This window comes from Haliea alexandrii, assembly GCF_003719295.1.
Lineage (GTDB): Bacteria > Pseudomonadota > Gammaproteobacteria > Pseudomonadales > Halieaceae > Haliea > Haliea alexandrii.
Window position 1 is genome coordinate 82,571 of record NZ_RFLW01000004.1, and the last position, 19,423, is coordinate 101,993.

15 protein-coding genes are annotated in these 19,423 nt (G+C 62.5%); 7 read left to right on the top strand and 8 right to left on the bottom strand.

Annotation, left to right across the window (positions count from 1 at the left end; translation table 11 throughout):
* Positions 1–8 precede the first annotated feature (8 nt).
* The 4 genes from EGJ68_RS15220 to EGJ68_RS15235 all read right to left on the bottom strand — a co-directional run bounded on the left by EGJ68_RS15220 (position 9) and on the right by EGJ68_RS15235 (position 4,347).
* A complete protein-coding gene (locus EGJ68_RS15220) occupies positions 9–476 on the bottom strand; it encodes an Lrp/AsnC family transcriptional regulator (protein WP_123035425.1) in 468 nt (155 codons plus the stop codon).
* A complete protein-coding gene (locus EGJ68_RS15225; RefSeq protein ID WP_123035426.1) occupies positions 473–958 on the bottom strand; it encodes an Lrp/AsnC family transcriptional regulator in 486 nt (161 codons plus the stop codon). The genes EGJ68_RS15220 and EGJ68_RS15225 overlap by 4 nt, the downstream gene beginning before the upstream one ends.
* Before the next feature lie 28 nt (positions 959–986).
* Entirely contained in the window at positions 987–2,582 is a 1,596-nt protein-coding gene (locus EGJ68_RS15230; protein ID WP_233248854.1) for a FadD3 family acyl-CoA ligase, read from the bottom strand.
* Between the two features lie 133 nt (positions 2,583–2,715).
* On the bottom strand, positions 2,716–4,347 hold the full coding sequence (locus tag EGJ68_RS15235) for a 3-(methylthio)propionyl-CoA ligase (protein WP_123035427.1): 1,632 nt from the start codon (positions 4,345–4,347) through the stop codon (positions 2,716–2,718).
* A gap of 192 nt (positions 4,348–4,539) precedes the next feature.
* Between EGJ68_RS15235 and EGJ68_RS15240 the strand changes: the two genes are divergently transcribed.
* Positions 4,540–8,049 (top strand): hybrid sensor histidine kinase/response regulator, encoded by a 3,510-nt coding sequence (locus tag EGJ68_RS15240; protein WP_123035428.1) that lies wholly within the window; start codon positions 4,540–4,542, stop codon positions 8,047–8,049.
* Between the two features lie 13 nt (positions 8,050–8,062).
* Here EGJ68_RS15240 and EGJ68_RS15245 read toward each other — a convergent pair whose 3' ends face one another.
* Positions 8,063–8,719, bottom strand: a complete 657-nt coding sequence (locus EGJ68_RS15245; RefSeq protein ID WP_123035429.1) for a response regulator transcription factor — start codon at positions 8,717–8,719, stop codon at positions 8,063–8,065.
* Positions 8,720–8,861: 142 nt separating this feature from the next.
* Between EGJ68_RS15245 and EGJ68_RS15250 the strand changes: the two genes are divergently transcribed.
* The 6 genes from EGJ68_RS15250 to EGJ68_RS15275 all read left to right on the top strand — a co-directional run bounded on the left by EGJ68_RS15250 (position 8,862) and on the right by EGJ68_RS15275 (position 15,315).
* Positions 8,862–10,184: a DcaP family trimeric outer membrane transporter gene (locus EGJ68_RS15250; protein ID WP_199228069.1), complete on the top strand. Its 1,323-nt coding sequence runs from the start codon at positions 8,862–8,864 to the stop codon at positions 10,182–10,184.
* A gap of 94 nt (positions 10,185–10,278) precedes the next feature.
* Positions 10,279–10,545 carry a DUF4212 domain-containing protein gene (locus tag EGJ68_RS15255; protein WP_123035430.1) on the top strand — a complete coding sequence of 89 codons (267 nt, stop codon included), beginning with the start codon at positions 10,279–10,281 and terminating at the stop codon, positions 10,543–10,545.
* 10 nt (positions 10,546–10,555) lie between these two features.
* A complete protein-coding gene (locus EGJ68_RS15260) occupies positions 10,556–12,286 on the top strand; it encodes a sodium:solute symporter family protein (RefSeq protein WP_123035431.1) in 1,731 nt (576 codons plus the stop codon).
* 19 nt (positions 12,287–12,305) lie between these two features.
* Positions 12,306–12,770: a hypothetical protein gene (locus EGJ68_RS15265; protein ID WP_123035432.1), complete on the top strand. Its 465-nt coding sequence runs from the start codon at positions 12,306–12,308 to the stop codon at positions 12,768–12,770.
* 2 nt (positions 12,771–12,772) lie between these two features.
* The gene (locus EGJ68_RS15270) at positions 12,773–14,650 is read left to right on the top strand and encodes a DUF294 nucleotidyltransferase-like domain-containing protein (protein WP_123035433.1); all 1,878 of its coding nucleotides are present in this window, start codon (positions 12,773–12,775) and stop codon (positions 14,648–14,650) included.
* Positions 14,650–15,315: a 3'-5' exonuclease gene (locus EGJ68_RS15275; RefSeq protein ID WP_199228070.1), complete on the top strand. Its 666-nt coding sequence runs from the start codon at positions 14,650–14,652 to the stop codon at positions 15,313–15,315. Before EGJ68_RS15270 ends, EGJ68_RS15275 begins: the two co-directional genes overlap by 1 nt.
* A gap of 9 nt (positions 15,316–15,324) precedes the next feature.
* On the opposite strand, the gene acs is transcribed toward EGJ68_RS15275, so the two are convergent.
* The 3 genes from acs to fabV form a co-directional block, all read right to left on the bottom strand.
* Positions 15,325–17,265 carry an acetate--CoA ligase gene (acs, locus tag EGJ68_RS15280; protein WP_123035434.1) on the bottom strand — a complete coding sequence of 647 codons (1,941 nt, stop codon included), beginning with the start codon at positions 17,263–17,265 and terminating at the stop codon, positions 15,325–15,327.
* A gap of 85 nt (positions 17,266–17,350) precedes the next feature.
* Positions 17,351–18,184: an MBL fold metallo-hydrolase gene (locus EGJ68_RS15285; RefSeq protein WP_233248855.1), complete on the bottom strand. Its 834-nt coding sequence runs from the start codon at positions 18,182–18,184 to the stop codon at positions 17,351–17,353.
* A 3-nt stretch (positions 18,185–18,187) separates the two neighbouring features.
* On the bottom strand, positions 18,188–19,378 hold the full coding sequence (fabV, locus tag EGJ68_RS15290) for an enoyl-ACP reductase FabV (protein WP_123035435.1): 1,191 nt from the start codon (positions 19,376–19,378) through the stop codon (positions 18,188–18,190).
* Positions 19,379–19,423: the final 45 nt, after the last annotated feature.

Genomic DNA, 19,423 nt, shown 5'->3' on the forward strand with positions numbered 1-19,423 from the left:
GTATTCCTTCAGCTGACGATCCGCGCCATGCGGTAATCGTGTTTGACAAAATTGACACCGAGCGTGCTTTCCGTACGCCGTACACCCGGTATGCTGCTGATGCGCTGGTGCACGAACTCGGCGAGATGTTCGTTACTGCGCACCATGGTGATGGCCAACAAATCGGAGCGGCCGAGCATCTCGCCGACAAACCCGAGCTCGCCAATGGCAGAAAGTGCCCGCGCTACTGCCTGCACCTGATGACTGCGCTCCACCTCAATCCAGATGTAGGCCAGTGCACCGTTGCGAAAGCGATCGATATTGGTGACCGCCGTAATGCGAATCTGGCGCTCCTCCTCCATACGCTTGACCCGCGCCCGCACGGTGCCTTCGGTCACCCCGAGGTCAGTCGCAATCTGCCGGTTGCTGATACGCGCATCCTCCGACAGCCGTGCCACTATCTGCCGGTCGATGTCGTCCAGACGGCGGCGCGTCATGCGCTGGCACCCCGGTCGAACGGCACCCAGTCGGGCTGGTTTTTCAGCACATTGACCGCCAGCGCCGGGGTAAGACGACGCACACCCGGCATGGCGGCAATGCGCTCATGCAACAGGCGGTGCAGCGCCACCTGGTCTTCCGCCACCATCAGTATTTCAATGTCCTGGGCACCCACCACCACATTGACCGAAAACACTTCGGGCACAGCCGCCAGCTCGCGTGCCACCTCCTCCGGTGAGCGGCTCTCCACCTGCACGCCAATCGCCAGCAACATGCCAAAACCGGCGGCCTCGATGTCGGTGACTGCCACCACACGCATGGTTCTGGATTCCTCCAGCCGCCGCACCCGCGAACGCACCGTCGCCTCGGTGAGGCCGAGCTCGCGTGCGATGGAGCGAAAGGGCAACCGGCCGTCCGCGCGCAGCAGGGCGATGATGGCGTGGTCCGTTTCGTCCAGCTCTATCTGCGAGACGCGCTCCACCCGTTGTTCCTGCCCGGCCACGTCCGCGCTAGCCCCGTTCCGCCGCCATACGCTGGCGCAACTCGTTCTTCAGTACTTTGCCACCGGCATTCATGGGCAGCTCCGGCACCAGGCGCACCACACGCGGCACTTTGTAATTCGCCATATGCTCGCGCGACCAGGCGATAACGGCCGCCTCGTCCAGCTGCGCACCGGCGGCCGGCACAATCCACGCGCAGGCAACTTCGCCCATGCGCTCATCTGGAACGCCTATTACCGCTGCCCGGGTCACACCGGGCATGCTGTGCAGGCTGTTCTCGATTTCCGCAGGGTAGCAATTGAAGCCCCCCACAATGAACATATCCTTGATGCGGTCGGTGATGCGCACGTAGCCGTCCTCATCCATCACGCCAACATCCCCGGTTTTCAGCCAGCCATCCGCGGTAATCGTGCGTGCGGTCTCCTCGGGGTTGTCGAGGTAGCACTGCATGACGTTGTAGCCGCGGCACCAGATTTCGCCTTCAGTACCGGCCGCAACAGTGGCGCCATTGGCGTCGACACATTTCATCTCCACGCCCGCCATCGCACGCCCGGAGCTGTGTGAAATGCGCTCTGCGCTGTCTTCGGGACGACAGATGGAAATCACGCCACAGGACTCGGTCAGCCCATAGGCGGTCACCACTACCTGGAAACCCAGCTCGCTGCGCATCTTCTCGATCAACGACACCGGCACGGGCGCCGCCCCGGTTACCGCCAGGCGCAGACTGGACAGATCGTATTCCCCACGCTGCGGGTGGCTCAGCAGCGACTGGTAAATGGTCGGTGGACCGGGGATGACCGAGACGCGGTCACGGTGGATCTGGCTGAGGACCGCATCGAGATCGAACTGCTTGACCGGCAGCATTCTGGCACCGCAAATGGTGGCTGCGAGCCAACCCGCCTTGTACCCGAAGGAATGAAAAAACGGGTTTATAATCAGATAGTTATCGTCACTGCTCAGGCCGACTGTCGCACTCCAGGTGGAGAAGGCGCGAATATTCTGCCCATGGCTGGTGACCACGCCCTTGGGCTGCCCGGTGGTGCCCGACGTAAACAGGATATCCAGGGTGTCATCCGGGGTCAGCTGGCTGGCGCGCGCCTCGACGGCCGCAGGATCCACAGCGTCGCCGCGGGCGAGGAATTCCGACCATGCCTGTGTGCCAGCGCTCTCGCCATCAAACAATACCGTCCCCTGCAGGTCAGGCAAATCCTCGTGCGCCACCATGGCTGGATAGCACATGCCAAGGAACTCACCTACCGTGAACAGCCAGCGCGCACCGCTGCGGCGGAGGATAAAACCGGCTTCGGCGCCCTTCAAGCGGGTATTCAGGGGCACCAGCACGCCACCTATGGTCTGCGCGCCCATGGCCGCGACTATCCACTGCCACATGTTTGGCGCCCAGATGGCGATCCGTTCTCCATGCGCAAGCCCAGCTGCCAGAAACGCCGCAGCGGCTCGCAGGCGCGCCGCATCGAGCTCGGCGTAAGTAAGGGAAACGGGGCCGTCACTGATTGCCACCCGCTCGGGCAGCGCCCTCGCGGTAGCCGCGACAACCTGCGGTAGTGTGCGCTGATCTGACTCGGGAGTGGGCATGGCAAAAGGCACAAACAGTGAACCGGGGCCACAATACTAGTCAGCGTTTCGCGGTTTTACAACCGGAATTCGTAATTATTTGCCCAGCAAACTACGCATAGTGAAGCGGCACTCCACGCCACAAGGCGCGGAGTGCCAGGGCTTGCTACTGATCGGGGAAGCTGTAGTCCTTGAACTGCTCGCGCAGTGAGACCTTGTGGATCTTGCCCGTGGCCCCGTGCGGCAACTCGTCGACAAACTCCACCGCATCGGGCTTCCACCAGGTCGCCACCTTGCCTTCAAACCAGCCCAGCATGTCATCAGCAGCCAAGTCTTGTCCGTCTCCCTTGCGCACCACAATCAACAACGGCCGCTCACTCCACTTCGGGTGGTAATGACCAATAACCGCGGCCTCCGCCACCTTGGGGTGACTCATCGCCACATTCTCCAGCTCGATTGAGGAGATCCACTCGCCACCTGACTTGATAACGTCCTTGGTGCGGTCGGTGATCGCCATGTAACCCTCGGGATCGATGGTCGCCACATCGCCCGTTTCGAACCAGCCGGCCTCTTCGTGGGCACCGTCGGCGTCGCGCTTGAAGTAGCCCGAGCAGATCCAGGGGCCGCGTACCTTCAACGCCCCGAAGGCCTTTCCATCCCAAGGCAGCTCCTGGCCCTCTTCATCGACTATTTTCATTTCCACGCCAAAGATGGCGCGCCCGGCCTTCAGGCGCAGCCGGGAAAAATCTTCCTCACTGAAGCGCTCACGCTGGGTATCACTGGCATTGATCGTGCCGAGCGGGCTCATTTCGGTCATCCCCCAACCCACGCGCGCAACGACACCGTAGGCATCAAATTGCTCCGCAATCGCCAGGGGACATGCGGCACCACCCACGACAACCCGCTTGAGGGATTCCACCTGCTTCTCGGTGGCCTTGAGGTGTGCGAGCAGCGCCAGCCAGACCGTGGGCACACCCGCGGACATGGTCACCTGCTCCTCATTGATGAGGTTGGCCAGCGTTTCTCCGTCACCCATCTTGTTGCCGGGGAACACCAGCTTGGAACCGGCCATCGGGCAGGAGTAGGGGTTGCCCCAGGCATTGACGTGAAACATGGGCACAATCGGCAACACCACATCGCTCGCCGACAGGCCCATGGCGTCCGGCATCATGGTGGCGTAGGCGTGCAGCATGGTAGAGCGGTGCGAATAGAGAACCCCTTTCGGGTTGCCTGTCGTACCCGAGGTGTAGCACAGGGCGCAGGCATCGCGTTCGTCCAGCTCCGGCCATTCAAAGTCGCTGCTCACACCCTCGATGAGGGTTTCGTAGCACATCGCATTGGGCAGGGTCGTCTCCGGCATGTGTTGCGCACTGGTGAGCACAATCCAGCCTTCAACACCCGGGCACTGGGGCGCCAGCTTTTCGGCCAAGGGTACGAAGTCGGGATCGAGGAATACGTAGCGGTCTTCTGCATGGTTGATGATGTAGACCAGCTGCTCCGGGAACAGCCGCGGATTGATCGTATGACAGACGTAGCCACTGCAGGCCGAGGCGTAGTACGTCTCGAGGTGGCGATAATCGTTCCATGCCAGTGTGCCGATGCGGTCTCCCCGCTGCAGGCCCCAGGGGCTGATGGCGTTGGCGAGCTGACGGGAGCGCTCGAACGCTTCGCGATAGGTATAGCGGTGTCGCGGGTTGTCGCGGGTAACTGAAACAATCTCCTGATCCCCATTAACCCGCTCCGCGTGCTGGATGATCGAGGTGATCAGCAGCGGCATGTCCATCATCAAACCGTGCATCCGGATGTTCTCCTTTTATTGATTGAATCGAGGCCATTGCCCGAAGTGTAATCACTTCTGACGAGGATAGCACCGCTTGGCGGAGGCAAGCGTCAAAAACGGGCAGGCGTGCGCCAGAAGGCGCCACCTGCCATCGATAACGCGGCAATGTTATAGTCGCCGCAAACACCAATAACAGGCGCTGGCGACCGCATGCCCACCCCCGCAACCCTGCTTGGGCTCGCCCTGGCCTATGTCTGCGTTCTCTTTGCCGTGGCCTGGAAGGCAGACCGCAATGCGGCCGCCCCGCCCGTATCCGGCGCACGCCCGGCCCGCAGCGGGCTCATCTACGCGTTGTCACTCACCGTGTACTGCAGTTCATGGACCTTCTACGGTGCCGTGGGCAGCGACGCCCAGTCCGCCTGGAGCCATGCGCCCATCTACCTCGGCCCCATACTGGTGTTCCTGTTTGGCTGGGGTCTGGTGCGCCGGCTCATTCGGCTGGGGGAGCGGCACAGAGTAACCTCCATCGCCGACTACATCGGTGCGCGCTACGGCAAACGGCAGTCGCTGGCAGTGCTGGTTACCCTGGTCGCGGCAGCCACCGTGTTGCCCTATGTCGCACTGCAGTTCAAGGCGCTGGCGCAGGCCTGGAGTGTCATCGCCGGGCCCGCCGCAGGCGCAGCGCAGGCCGGCTCGGACACGGCACTCTTCACCGCCATCGTGCTCGCGGTGTTCACGCTGTTATTCGGCACGCGCCGCCTGGACGGCCGCGAGCGGCATCGCGGGGTCATGGCCGCCATTGCCCTGGAGTCGGTGGTCAAACTGCTTGCCTTTGCGCTAATTGCCGCGCTCGCCGGCCTGCAGCTGCTGCAAGGTGCAGAGCAGCCGTCGCTGCCCACATCAGCGGCACGACGCGAATTCAGCCTGAGCGCCGACTTCATTGCACAAACCCTCATCAGTGGCCTCGCCATTCTATGCCTGCCGCGACAGTTTCACGTTACCGTGGTCGAGGCCCAGGCCGGGACAGACACACGAATCGCGCGCTGGCTGCTGCCACTCTATCTCGGCCTGTTCATGCTGCTGGTCCTGCCCATCAGCCTTGCCGGTGCGCGCCTGTTTGGTGGCGCTGGCAACGCCAGCCCCGACACCTGGGTGCAGTCGATACCACTGGCGCTGGGTTCCGGCTGGGCCAGCACCGCTGCGTTTATTGGCGGCATCTCCGCGGCAACGGGCATGGTGATTGTCGCCACAGTAAGCCTGGCTATCATGATCACCAACGAGGTGATCGCGCCGCTGCTGGTGCGTCTGCAACGCAATTCCCCCGCTGCCATACTGCACCTCGGCGACCGGCTGCGCCGCACCAGGCAGCTGACTATTCTGGGCATCATGCTGATTGCCTGGATTGTGGCCAGGGAGGTCATGAGCCTGCCCTGGCTGGCACAGATCGGCTTCCTGTCATTTCTCGCAGCGGCACAACTGGCGCCGGCACTGCTGGCGGGACTCTACTGGCGGCGCGCCCATGGTGTGGCCATTACCACCGGGTTGATTGCCGGCCTGCTGCTATGGCTCTACTGTGGCGTGCTGCCGGCATTGCTGCCACCCGAACACAGCCTGTTGCTCGCGGGCCCTTGGGAACTTGCCAGCCTGCGTCCAGACGCGCTGTTCGGCCTGTCCTTCAATGCGCCGCTGGCGTACGCAACCGTCTGGAGCCTGACCATCAACAGCCTGTGCGTCACAGGGCTGTCTCTGTTATTGCCGCAGTCCGCTGTTGATGCGCGCCAGGCGGAGCTGTTTCTGGGTAGCACCTCTGATCACCCGGACCCGCGCGGCAGCGATTTCAGCCTCAGCCTGATTCGCGGCGGACAGCTGCAAGGGCTGCTCATACCCTTCCTGGAAGCCGACAAGCTGCACCGTCTTTGGCAGGGATTCGAGGATCGCTACCAGCAGCGGATATTGCCGGGGGATCGCACCCCCCAGTTTGCCGTGAATGAGGCGGAAGCCGTTATCGCCAGCGTGATCGGCAGCACCTCGGCACACAAAGCCCTGTCGCAACTGGAGAACAGCCAGCAGCTGGGCTACGCAGACCTTGCCGGCATGGTCAGCGGCGCCAACCGCCTCAACACCTTCAACCGGGAGCTGCTGCAAACCACCGTTGAGAGCATGATTCAGGGCATTTCCGTGGTGGATAGCCAATTGCGCCTGGTGGCCTGGAATCAGACGTATCAGCGCATGTTCGACTACCCGGAGCGCTTGCTGTATGTCGGCTGTCCTATTGAGCGAATCTATCGCTACAACGCCGAACGCGGCATTCTGCAAGCCGACGACGACACCCCGATCGAACAGCAGATAGCGCGACGCCTGCAATGGCTGCGCGATGGCAGCACCTACCGACTGGAACGCACCCTGCCGGATGGCAAGGTTATCGACATTCGCGGCAACCCCATGCCCAATGGCGGGTTTGTCAGCACCTATATTGACATCACTGACTACCGGGCGATGCTGGCTGAACTGGAGGACACCAAAACCGAACTGGAACTCAAGCTCGCCTCCGGATCGGAATCCCTCAGTCGCAGCAACGCGCTGTTGCGTCAGGAAAACCGGCTACGCGCGCAGGTGGAATCGAGGCTGCGCGATGCTCACCTGAGCAAGACCCGCTTCATGTCGGCCACCAGTCACGACCTGCTGCAGCCGATCAATGCAGCACGGCTCTTTGCCGCGGGGCTTGCCAGCCGGCTTGACGGGGACAGCGAAACAAGCGACACCCTGCAGCAAATAGACCGCTCCCTGCACCGGGCAGAACAGCTGATTGCCGAACTGCGCGAAATTGCGCGCCTCGACTCCGGCGCGCAAACACCGCGTCTGCGTGACTTCCCGGTGCAGCCGCTGCTGCAAACACTGGCCGATGAATTTGCGCCTCGCGGCGCTGAACGCGGCCTGCAGCTGACGGTGGTTGCCAGCAGTTGCTGGCTGCATTCAGATGCAACCCTGCTCGAACGGATCCTGCAGAACCTGCTGTCCAACGCGGTGCGGTACACACAACAGGGGAAGATTCTGCTCGGTTTGCGACGCCGCGGCGACAGTGCCGAACTACAGGTCTGGGACACCGGGCCCGGTATTGCCGAGGCGGACCAGGTGAGGGCATTTGCCGAGTTCGAGCGTCTCGGGGACCGCGGTCGCGACGACAACGACGGGCTGGGCCTTGGCCTGGCGATCGTGCAACGCTACGCAGACCTGTTGCAGCACCCCTTGCGGCTCGCGTCGACGCCCGGCAGGGGCACCCTCTTCTCGCTGATCGTCCCCCTGGGGAGCCAGCAGGCACCCATGCGGCACCGGCAACAGGCGCTGGGCGACCTGCAGGGCGCGACCATTCTGTGCATGGACAATGAGCCCCTGTTGCTCGAAGGCATGGCGGAGCTACTGCGCGGTGGTGGTGCACGGGTACTCACCTGCAACAACGCAGCCGGACTGCAAGCCCACTTCGCCGCCGGCGAGTGTCCGGATATCCTGCTGGTCGACTACCACCTGGACAACGGGGAGAACGGCATAGCGGCTTTGGCAACCCTGACTGCCCAGCACCCCCTGCCCCCCGCCATCGTTGTTTCAGCGGATGACGCCATCGCCGTTCGCGACAGCGTGTTGCAGGCCGGCCATCGCTTTCTTCCCAAGCCCGTCAACCCACAACGCCTGCTGGCGCTGATACTGGCGTTACTGGAGCGCTGAAGGCGAGCCGCGCTCAAACGTCCTCCGCGGGCTCCACCGCGAGGCTGGCAAGCGCCAGCACGGCCTGTGTTCTGGAGTGCACCCCGAGCTTGCGGAATATCTCCGTCATGTGTGCCTTGACAGTGGCCTCCTTGACCTCAAGGTGACCGGCAATCTGCTTGTTCAGAAGGCCCTCTACAAGCATGGAGGCCACCCGAAACTGCTGCGGCGTGAGGCTGGACAAGGTCTCGGCAACATCAAGCGCCTGCAGCCGCGCGCCCCTGTTCCCCAGCGACAGGCCCGGGTGCAAACCGCGCGCACCCGCCATCACCGCTTCCATGCAGCGCTGCATTTCCTCCAGCCCCGCCGATTTGGATAGAAACGCCGCAGCGCCGTGATCAAGAGCCCGGCGCACGGTATCTGGCTGGGCATTCGCTGACACCATCACCACCGGCACAGCGGGCAGTTGCCCCGTAAACCAGCAGAGCGCGGAGAATCCGAGCGCGCCCGGCATATGCAAATCGAGCAGCAGGAGCTCAATGCCCTGGTCACTCTGCGCTGCCTGTTGCAGCTCGGCGACATTGCCCGCCAGCACCAGCCGGTGTTGCGGAAATGCACCTGCCACCACCGTCTCCAGGGCGGAGCGAAACAATGGGTGGTCGTCGGCGATAAGAATACTGCGTCGAGACACAGGGCCTCCTGTTTTTGTTATTCAGTATTAGACCTTGGTCGAGAATGCCTCGCGGCTTTGACCAAAGTCCAATGGGCTATAGCAGAAGCCAAGAGTACAACATGCATCACGCAGAGAATAATAGCTAAAGGACACCCACACCATGCCCATGCGCAAACTGCTTGCCACCGTGCTTGCCACATCACTCGCCCTGTTGCCACTCAATGCGGCAGCGGAAGATCTCGCCGCGCGCATCGCGCAGCTGGAGCAACAAATTGCGGAGTTGAAAGCCCTGGTCACCGACGAGCAGGCCGTTGGCGCGGCAACACGCGCAGACGTCGAGGCGACTCGGCCCACACGCAAAGGCACCCGTTTCGGCTACGGCGGCTACATACAGCTGGACGCGATCACTTCACGCTACAGCGAGGGCAAACCGAGCAACGACCTGGTGGACGACTTTCTTGTGTCCTCGCTGATTCCGGTGGAACCCGAGTCCGGCAATGGTGATCCGGCCTCCAGCACCAAACTACATGCCCAGTCGTCGAGATTCTTCTTCACCACGCAGACAGCAACGGAGCAGGGCAGCATTGACACGCGCATCGAGCTGGACTTCATGCTCAGCCCGGGTGGAGACGAACGGATATCAAATTCCTGGAACCCGCGTCTACGCCACGCCTATATCAATTGGGATATGGGATCCGGGCGCTCCCTGCTGGCGGGCCAGAGCTGGTCAACGTTCTTCAACGTGGGCGCGCTCCCGGACCTGCTGGATTTTGTTGGCCCGGTGAGCACCATTTTTGTCCGCCAGCCACAAATTCGCTGGACCGAGGGCAAACTGCAATTCGCGCTGGAAAACCCGGCGACCCGCATCGATGAGCTCGGCGAGACCGGCGTCAACCGGCGCCTGGACAATGCTGAAACACTCCCAGACATGATCGCGCGCTACAACAGCTCGCAGGGTGACCTCAACTGGACCCTTGCCGCCATGGGCAGGCAGTTGGGTTATGAAAGCCGGTTGAGCAGCGGCGAAAAACTGGCCAGTGACGAGACCTGGGGCTATGGGCTCAGCATCGCCGGCAAATGGCAACTGAATAGCGGTGACTTGCGCTTCATGCTGAACCAGGGTTCCGCACTGGGCCGCTACATGGGCCTGAACACCTTCGATGACGGCTATATCGACAGCAATGGTGACATCGACACCATCGCACAGTGGGGCGCTATGCTCGCCTATCAGCACAGCTGGAGCGCGCAGTGGCGCAGCACCTTCGCCCTCTCCGCGTCCGCCGCCGACAACCCGTCCATCAGCGAGTACGCCACCGCCGGTCAGCTGGCGAAACGTTACGAGTCGGTACACGCCAACCTGAATTGGCTGCCGCATCCAGGCCTGCAGCTGGGTGGTGAGCTGATCTACGCGCGCAAGGAACTGGAGGACGGCCGCTCGGGTGACCTGAGCCGCCTGCAGTTCGCCATGAAGTACGCCTTTTGATGTCCCTTTCGACCAAGGTCCAACAGCGATGCAGAGAGCCCTGGTGCTATAGTCGGGCTGACTGCGACGATAACAACAGTAACGGAGAGTCCCCATGTCACGTTTAACCGAGGCCCAGGCGCTGGCCTATTGGCGCCGCAATCTTGCCCTGATGTTCAAACTGCTGGTGGTCTGGTTCGTGGTCAGTTTCGGCTGCGGCATTCTGCTTGTCGATGTGCTCAACCAGATACAGATCGGTGGCTACAAACTCGGTTTCTGGTTCGCGCAGCAGGGTTCCATCTACGTGTTTGTGGTGTTGATTTTCTACTACACACGGCAGATGGCCAAGCTCGACCGCGAATTCAACGTAGAAGAAGACTAGGGGCCGCCTCATGGAACTGCAAACATTGACTTATCTCGTGGTCGGCGCCAGCTTCGCGCTGTACATCGGCATTGCCATCTGGTCTCGCGCCGGCTCCACCAAGGACTTTTACGTTGCCGGCGGCGGCGTGCACCCTGTTGCGAACGGCATGGCGACCGCCGCGGACTGGATGTCCGCGGCCTCATTTATCTCCATGGCCGGCATGATTGCCTTCATGGGCTACGGTGGCTCGGTATTCCTGATGGGCTGGACGGGTGGCTTCGTTATCCTGGCCATGTTCCTCGCCCCCTACCTGCGCAAGTACGGCAAATTCACCGTACCGGAGTTCATCGGCGACCGCTTTTACTCCAAGGCCGCTCGCGCGGTCGCCGTGGTCTGCCTGATTATCTGCTCGGTAACCTACGTCATCGGGCAAATGAAAGGCATCGGCGTTGCCTTCTCGCGCTTCCTGGAAGTCGACTACGGTACCGGTTTGCTGGTGGGTATGTGCATCGTGTTTTTCTACGCGGTACTCGGTGGCATGAAAGGCATCACCTATACCCAGATTGCGCAATATTGCGTGCTGATCATGGCCTATACCATTCCGGCGATATTCATCAGTTTGAATCTGACCGGCAACCCGTTCCCGCAGCTGGGACTGGGCAGCACACTGACCGGCACGGACACCTACCTGCTGGACAAGCTGGACCAGATGGTCATGGAGCTGGGTTTCAATCAATACACCACCGAATACCGCCTGAGCGGTCTCAATATGTTTGCCTACACGGCCTCGCTGATGATCGGCACCGCGGGGCTGCCCCACGTCATCATCCGTTTTTTCACCGTACCCAAGGTGCGCGATGCGCGCAGCTCCGCCGGCTGGGCACTGCTCTTCATTGCCATTCTCTACACCACGGCACCCGCGGTGGCCGGCATGGCACGCCTGAACCTCATGCAAACCATCGAACCCACGCCCGGCGAATACCTCGAGTACGACAAGCGGCCGGACTGGTTCCGCAACTGGGAAACCACGGGACTGCTGGCATTCGAGGACAAGAACGGCGACGGCCGTATCCAATACAGTGCCGATACAACGACCAATGAGATGGTGACCGTGGACAACGACATCATGGTACTGGCCAACCCTGAAATCGCACAGCTACCCAACTGGGTAATCGCCCTGGTCGCGGCGGGCGGACTGGCGGCGGCACTATCCACCGCTGCGGGCCTGCTGTTGGCCATTGCCTCAGCTATCTCCCACGACTTGCTCAAGGGCATGATCGCTCCGGGCATTTCCGAACGCGCCGAACTGCGCGCGAGCCGGGTCGCCATGGCGGCGGCCATCGTGGGAGCCGGTTATCTCGGCTTCAATCCGCCGGGGTTCGCGGCCGGCACGGTAGCACTCGCCTTCGGCCTGGCAGCGTCCTCCATCTTCCCCGCCTTGATGATGGGTATCTTTTCCAAGCGCACCACCAAGGAGGGCGCGATTGCGGGCATGGTCGCGGGGATTGGCGTCACCCTGTTCTACGTGTTCCAGCACAAGGGTATTATGTTTATAGCTTCAACGGCATTTCTCGGCGATATGCCGGCCAACTGGTTCCTCGGCATTGAGCCAAACGCCTTTGGCGCCGTGGGCGCCGTGGTGAACTTCGCCGTGGCCATGCTGGTGAGCCGGGTGACAAGCGCACCGCCGGCGTCGGTGCAGGAGCTGGTGGAACACATCCGGGTTCCGGCAGGCGCCAGCGCCGCCCAGGACCACTGACGCACAGGGAAGCAAACTGATGTTCAGTAACCGTCATGTCATCATCGCACTTCTGGTGGCACCGCTGCTCTCCATCGGCGCGTGGTTTGCCGTTGGCCAGCTGGTGGGCGAGCAGCCACAGCAGGCCGAGGCGGGGAGCGACTACCCCTTGCTGGCCAAGAGCAACTGCCGCTACGACAGCGGCCGTTGCGAACTCGCCAACGGCGACCTTGAGCTGGAAATCGACGTGCAGGCGCTGGCGTCCGGTTGGCAGCTGCGCCTGCTGGCCTCACATGCGCTCGAAGGTGCAGTCATGGCAATCGAAGGGGGCGCTCCGCAGCCCATGCACAGCAGCGACGGCAGTCCGCAGCAGTGGGTGCTGACACTTCCGGTGCTGCCGGCAGAGGGTGCCCGTTTACAGCTGGTCGCCGCTGCGGGCGGCAGCCGCTACTATGCTGACACCGGGTCCGACTTCCTGCAGCGCTACCGCAGCCTGCAGCCCTGAACATGGTGGACGCGGATAACACGCCAGCAGTGCCGCAGCCACCCGTTGAGCTCACCCCCGTGGCTGACTTCCTCGCCACAACGCTACCTTTCGACACTCTGGCATCCAGCGAACTGGCCCGCCTGCTGCCGACGCTGGCAATCAGCTACCACACCCGAGGCGAGTGCTTTACCGCCGGCTCGGAACCCTGTGGCTTGCGCATCCTTCGCAGCGGCGCCGTGGACCTGCGCGATGCGGAAAACACGCTGCTCGATCGCCTGGGCGAGGGCGAGAGCTTTCATATCGACGGACTCAATGCCGAACGCGGCCAGGTGCAAGCCCGGGTCATTGAGGATGCACTGATCTACTTCCTGCCCGACACCGCCTATCAGGCACTGCGACAGGCACACCGCAACATCGACCGCCATTTCAGCAGCCAGCGCAACCGCCGGCTGCGACGGGCAGCGCGCTATCAACCGGCGGCCAACGCCCTGCTGCAAAGTATCCGCGACACCATGAGTACGAACTTGCTCACGGTGCGCAGCAGCGACACCCTGCAGGCTGTCGCCGAGGCCATGACACAACGGCGCGTGTCCTCCGCTCTGGTGCTCAGGGGCACACAGCTAGAGGGCATCATCACCGATCGCGATCTACGCGCCCGCGCGCTTACCGCGGCGCTTCCTGCCGACACCGCCATCGCCAACATCATGACGACCAACCCCGAAGCCATTGAGGCAGACTGCAGCCTGTTCGACGCCACCCTGCTCATGACCCGCCGCGGCTACCACCACCTGCCAGTCACCGAGGCTGGGGAGCTCTGCGGCATGCTCACCACCTCCGATCTGATTCTCGCGCGCCAGAATGATCCCGTGTATCTGGTACAGCATATTTCGCGGCAGGACAGCCCCGAGGGCATAAAGACCTTGCTGGAGGGCATGCCCGGACTGGTGGTGCAGTGGAGCCAGTCCGGCATGCATGCACATCAGGTAAGCCGGGTACTGACGGCCATCTCGGATGCCGTCACCGTGCGCCTCATACAGCTGGCGGAAACCGAGCTGGGGCCTGCACCTGCGGCCTGGTGCTGGGTGGGCTTCGGCTCGCAGGCGCGCGCCGAGCAGCTGTTCGGGGCCGATCAGGACAACGGCATGATCCTCTCAGACGAGGCGCGCGATGCTGACGCGGGCTGGTTTTCAAGCCTTGCACAGCGGGTCTGTGATGGCCTGCAGCTCTGTGGTTATCCGTACTGCCGGGGCGGGGTCATGGCCACCACGGACAGCTGGCGGCAACCGCTGCAGCGCTGGCAGGACACTGTGCGCAATTGGACCGCAACGCCGTCTCCTGCGGCAGTGATGCGAGTGAGCATCTTCTTTGACCTGCGCGCGATCTACGGCGACGAACGTTTGTGCGCACAGCTGCAGCGGGTGATGTTGCAGGAGGCCTCGCGCAATTCGATCTTCCTCGCAGCACTCGCCGCCAACGCGCTGGAAAGCCGCCCACCGCTCGGCATGTTCAGACGCTTCGTGGTCGAGCGCAACGGTGAGCACCGCGATGCTGTGGACCTGAAAAAACGCGGGGTGCTACCGATCACAGAGATCGTGCGCTTGCACGCACTGGCGAATGGGATAGCGGCGGTCAACACGGAAGAGCGCCTGCAGGCGCTGACGCGTGAGAAGAAACTGACTATGGGTGACGGTCGCAACCTGGCCGACGCCCTGCACTGCGTGCAACAGCAGCGTTTGCAACATCAGTGCCAGCAGATTCTGGCAGGCGAGCCACCGGACAATTTCCTCAAGCCCCACGGACTGCCTACGCTGGCGCGGGAGCAATTGCGCGATGCGTTCACCCTGATCGACGAGTCGCAGGCCGCCGTGCGCCAGACCTATCGAGCAGGGATGAATTGATGTGGCTGGCTCTGCGCCGCGCGCGCTGCAAAAGGCGCGCGGCTGGAACACCGCTGGCAGCCTGCTGGAGTCACGCTTTACCCAGAGGGGGCGCCATCTGCGCCGAGGTGCCTTTTCTGGTCTGCGACGGAGAGATGTCCTCTCTGGACCCGGCCACAGGTGCCCTGCTCAGCCTCGGCTGGGTCACCATTGAGGAGGGCGCCATCCAGCTGGGCAGCGCCCGGCACTACCTGATTAGCGGCGCGCAGGCAGTTGGACAAAGTGCCACTATTCATCATATCCACGACCGGGAGCTGGCGCAGGGGCTGCCCGCAGCGGAGGTGATGACGGCATTCCTGCAGGAAGCGGCCGGTAAGGTGCTGGTGTTTCACCACGCCGTACTGGATATCGCCTTCCTCAACCGGTGTTGTGAGCAGCTGTATGGCGCGCCCCTGCTGCTGCCCACCCTCGACACGTTGCGCCTGGAACAGCGACAGCGTGAGCGCCGGGGCCAGGCCTGCGCACCCGGCGCACTCACGCTAGCCAGCTGTCGAGAACGCTACGGTTTGCCCGCACATGCGGCACACAACGCACTGCTGGACGCCATCGCCACCGGCGAGCTGCTCCTGGCACAGATTGCACACCGCGGTAAACACACGGACGTGCGCCTGCGCGACCTGCGCTAGCAGCCCCCGTCAGCTGACCGGGTGCGCGCGATTCGCCACCAGGTGATCAACCACCGAGGGATCGGCCAGGGTGCTGGTATCACCGAGATTGGCCACTTCGTTTTCGGCAATCTTGCGCAGAATACGCCGCATGATCTTGCCGGAGCGCGTCTTGGGCAAACCTGGCGCCCACTGGATGACATCGGGCTTGGCAATCGCCCCGATTTCACTGGCACACAATTGCACCAGTTCCTTGCGCAGCGTCTCACTGGGTTCAACGCCGTCCATGGGTGTAACAAAGCAGTAAATGCCCTGCCCCTTGATATCGTGCGGGTAGCCAACCACAGCCGCCTCCGCGATATCCTCATGCAGGACCAGTGCGCTCTCCACCTCGGCGGTTCCCATGCGGTGGCCAGACACATTGAGCACATCGTCCACGCGACCGGTAATCCAGTAGTAGCCGTCCGCATCCCGCGTGGCGCCATCACCGGTGAAGTAGTAACCGGGATAGTTGCTGAAGTAGGTGTCCACCATGCGCTGGTGATCGCCGTAGATCGTGCGGATCTGGCTCGGCCAGGATGCCTTGATGACCAGGTACCCGGCGCCGGCGCCTTCAATTTCGCTGCCGTCCTCGTTGAGTAGCGCAAGCTGCACGCCGAAAAACGGCATGCTCGCAGAGCCGGGCTTCAGGTCCGTGGCGCCGGGCAGGGGCGTAATCATCTGCGCGCCGGTTTCCGTTTGCCACCAGGTATCGACGATGGGGCAGCGGGAGTCACCCACCACGCGGTAATACCACTCCCACGCTTCCGGGTTGATCGGCTCACCCACCGAGCCCAGCAGCCGGAGGCTCGCCCGGGAACTGCGTTTCACCGGCGCATCGCCATGGGCATGCAGGGAGCGGATCGCGGTCGGTGCCGTGTAGAAGGTATTGACCTGGTGTTTGTCGATCACCTCCCAACACCGCCCCGAATCGGGCCAGGTGGGCACACCTTCAAACATCAGGGTGGTGGCGCCATTGGCCAACGGGCCGTAGAGAATATAGGTGTGACCGGTGACCCAGCCAACGTCCGCAGTGCACCAGAACACCTCGCCTTCGCGGTAGTCGAAGGTGTATTTGAAGGTCATTGCCGCCTGCAGCAGGTAACCGCCGGTGGTGTGCAACACCCCTTTGGGCTTGCCGGTTGAGCCCGATGTATACAGGATGAACAGCGGGTCCTCCGCGTCCATGCTCTCCGGTTCGCAGGCACTTGCCGCCGCCGCAGTGGCATCAACGTAACAGACGTCCCTGCCCTCCTGCCACGCTATGTCCGCGCCGGTGACCCGCGCGACGATGCAGGTGTGCACGTTGGGACAGGACTCCAGAGCGGCATCCACATTGCTTTTCAGAGCGATCGTCTTGCCGCCCCGACGGCCCTCGTCGGCGGTGATGACCGTCTGGCAGTCGGCATCCTGTATACGGTCGACAATGGCGGTCGGTGAAAAACCACCAAACACCACCGAGTGGACAGCGCCAATTCGCGTACAGGCCAGCATGGCATAGGCCGCCTCGGGCACCATGGGCATGTAGATGCACACCCGGTCGCCTTTGCCGACGCCGCGTGCGCGCAGTACATTGGCTAACTTGCAGACCTGCTCGTGCAGTTCACGATAGGTGATGTGCTGGCTTTGCGTCGGGTCATCGCCCTCCCAGAGCAGGGCTGTCTGATCGGCGCGGGTGGCCAGGTGACGGTCAATGCAATTGACGCTCACGTTCAGGCGCCCGCCGGTGAACCAGCTGGCGCGCCCTTCGTGAAAGTCGTAATCGACTACCGTCTGCCAGGGCTGGTCCCACTGCAGGAACTCGGTGGCCTGCTCGCCCCAGAAACCCGCCGGGTCTTCCACCGAGCGCTGGTACATCTGGCGATAACGCTCGGGCGTAATGTGCGCATCGCGGAAATTGTCGGGAATTTTATGCAGGGGAAAATTGGACATGTTATTGCTTCCGCCGGTGACTTTGCACCCGATAATACTGCGTTAACGGGGCGGCGCAACTCGACCAAGGTCTAAGCCCGAAGGTTCAGCCCAGCCAGGTCCAGCGTTCCGCCGGAGCATCGCTGCGCGCACGTCCTTCCGAAGCCAGTTTGATCAGGTGAGCCGACAGGGAGAGCTTCGCCCACTCATGACGGGCAGCGTCAACATCGTCGTACACCACTTTGACCAGCGCATCGAGATCGCCCTCGCCGAGTGCGGACAGGCCTGCAATGACTTTGCGCTCCCGCGCCAGGCGATGCTCCACCAGGCCAGCAACTTCCTGCACAGGGGTGTGAATGAGCTCACCGTGGCCCGGGGCAATGCTTTGCAGTGGGTAGTCCAGCAACAGTCGCAGCGACTCGATATACGCCTTCATGTCGCCACCGGGAGGCACGATCACCACAGTAGAGCCGTTCATGATGTGGTCACCGGCAAACAGCATGCCGTCGTCTTCCAGCAGGAAGCAGTAGTGATTGCTGACATGCCCCGGCGTATGCAGCGCTCGCAGAGTAAACTCGGGGGCTTGCAGCACCCAGTTGTGGTCAAGCAGTGTTGTGGGCGCGAAAGTATCGTCCTGAAAGCGGTCGTCCGCCGGTAGCGCGCCAATCACCTCGGCGCCGGTGGCAGCGGCTACCGCCTGCCAGGCAGGTGAGTGATCGGGATGGGTGTGCGTGCAGATGATCCAGCGTATGCGGCCCTCACCCGCCGCGACAATCGCCTCGATATGTTCTGGAATGGCCGGGCCGGGGTCCACCACCGCCACCTGCTCGCTGCCGAGCAGATAGGTGTTGGTGCCGGGGCCGGTCATCATGCCCGGATTCGGCGCCACCAGACGGCGCACGCGATCATTGAGGCGAAAAGGCACTCCGTGTTCGAACATCGCCTACACCATATTCCGGATGGGGACGAGCGGGTTCACGTCTGCGTCGTAATCCACCCCGTCCACCTCGAAACCAAACAACTGCAAAAACTCGCGCCGATACCCCTGGAAGTCCGACAGCTCGTGCAGATTGTCGGTATCGATCTGCTGCCAGAGTGCGGCGACTTCCGACTGCACGGCGGGGTCGAGCTCCTTGCCATCGGCACGCAGGCGACCCATGTCATCCAGCGCAGGTGAGGGATTGTAGAGCGCGTTGCGGAACAGGCCATCGACCTGCTCGATACAGCCCTCGTGTATACCCCGTGCTTTCATCACCTTGAACAGAATGGCCAGGTATATTGGCATTGCCGGAATAGCCGCGCTGGCCTGGGTCACCACGGCTTTTAACACGGAGACGCGCGCATCCCCGCCGTGAGCGGAGAGACGCTCACGAATGCCTTCCACGCGTCGATCCAAATCCTGTTTCGCCGCGCCAATGGTGCCGTGCCAGTAAATGTCCCAGGTCATCTTCTCGCCGATGTAGGTGTAAGCGGTGGTCTTTGCGCCGGCCGCGAGCACGCCCGCGGCGTCCAGCGCCTCCATCCACATCTGCCAGTCTTCCCCGCCCATCACCGCCACGGTGTTGTCGATTTCCTCCTGCGTCGCAGGTTCAAGGTGGAAGTCCTGCACCTCTTGCTTGTCGGTGTTCACGCCCTTCTGCACGGTGGGCTTGCCGATGGGCTTCAGGGTGGAGTTGTGCACCACCCCGGTGACCGGGTGCTGCCGGCGCGGGGAAGCCAGGCTGTAGACGACCAGATCAACCTGACCCATATCCTCACGGATGGTGGCAATGGCCTTCTGCTTGACCTCATCACTGAAGGCATCACCGTTGATGCTCTTCGCGTACAGGCCCTCGGCCTCAGCGGCGGCATGAAACGCAGCGCTGTTGTACCAGCCGGCGGTACCCGGTTTACTCTCGGTGCCCTCTTTCTCAAAGAAAATGCCCAGCGTTGCGGCACCGGCACCAAATGCAGCGGTGATGCGGGAGGCCAGTCCATAACCGGTCGAGGCACCAATCACCAGAACACGCTTGGGGCCATTGGCCAGCGGGCCTTGTTGCTGCACATAGTCAATCTGGTTGCGGACGTTGGTGGCGCAGCCTGCCGGGTGAGTCGTGGTGCAGAGGAAACCGCGCACGCGGGGCTTTATGATCATGATCGGTTGTTTCCCTGATTCTGTTCAGTCGAATGCGCCCCTGCG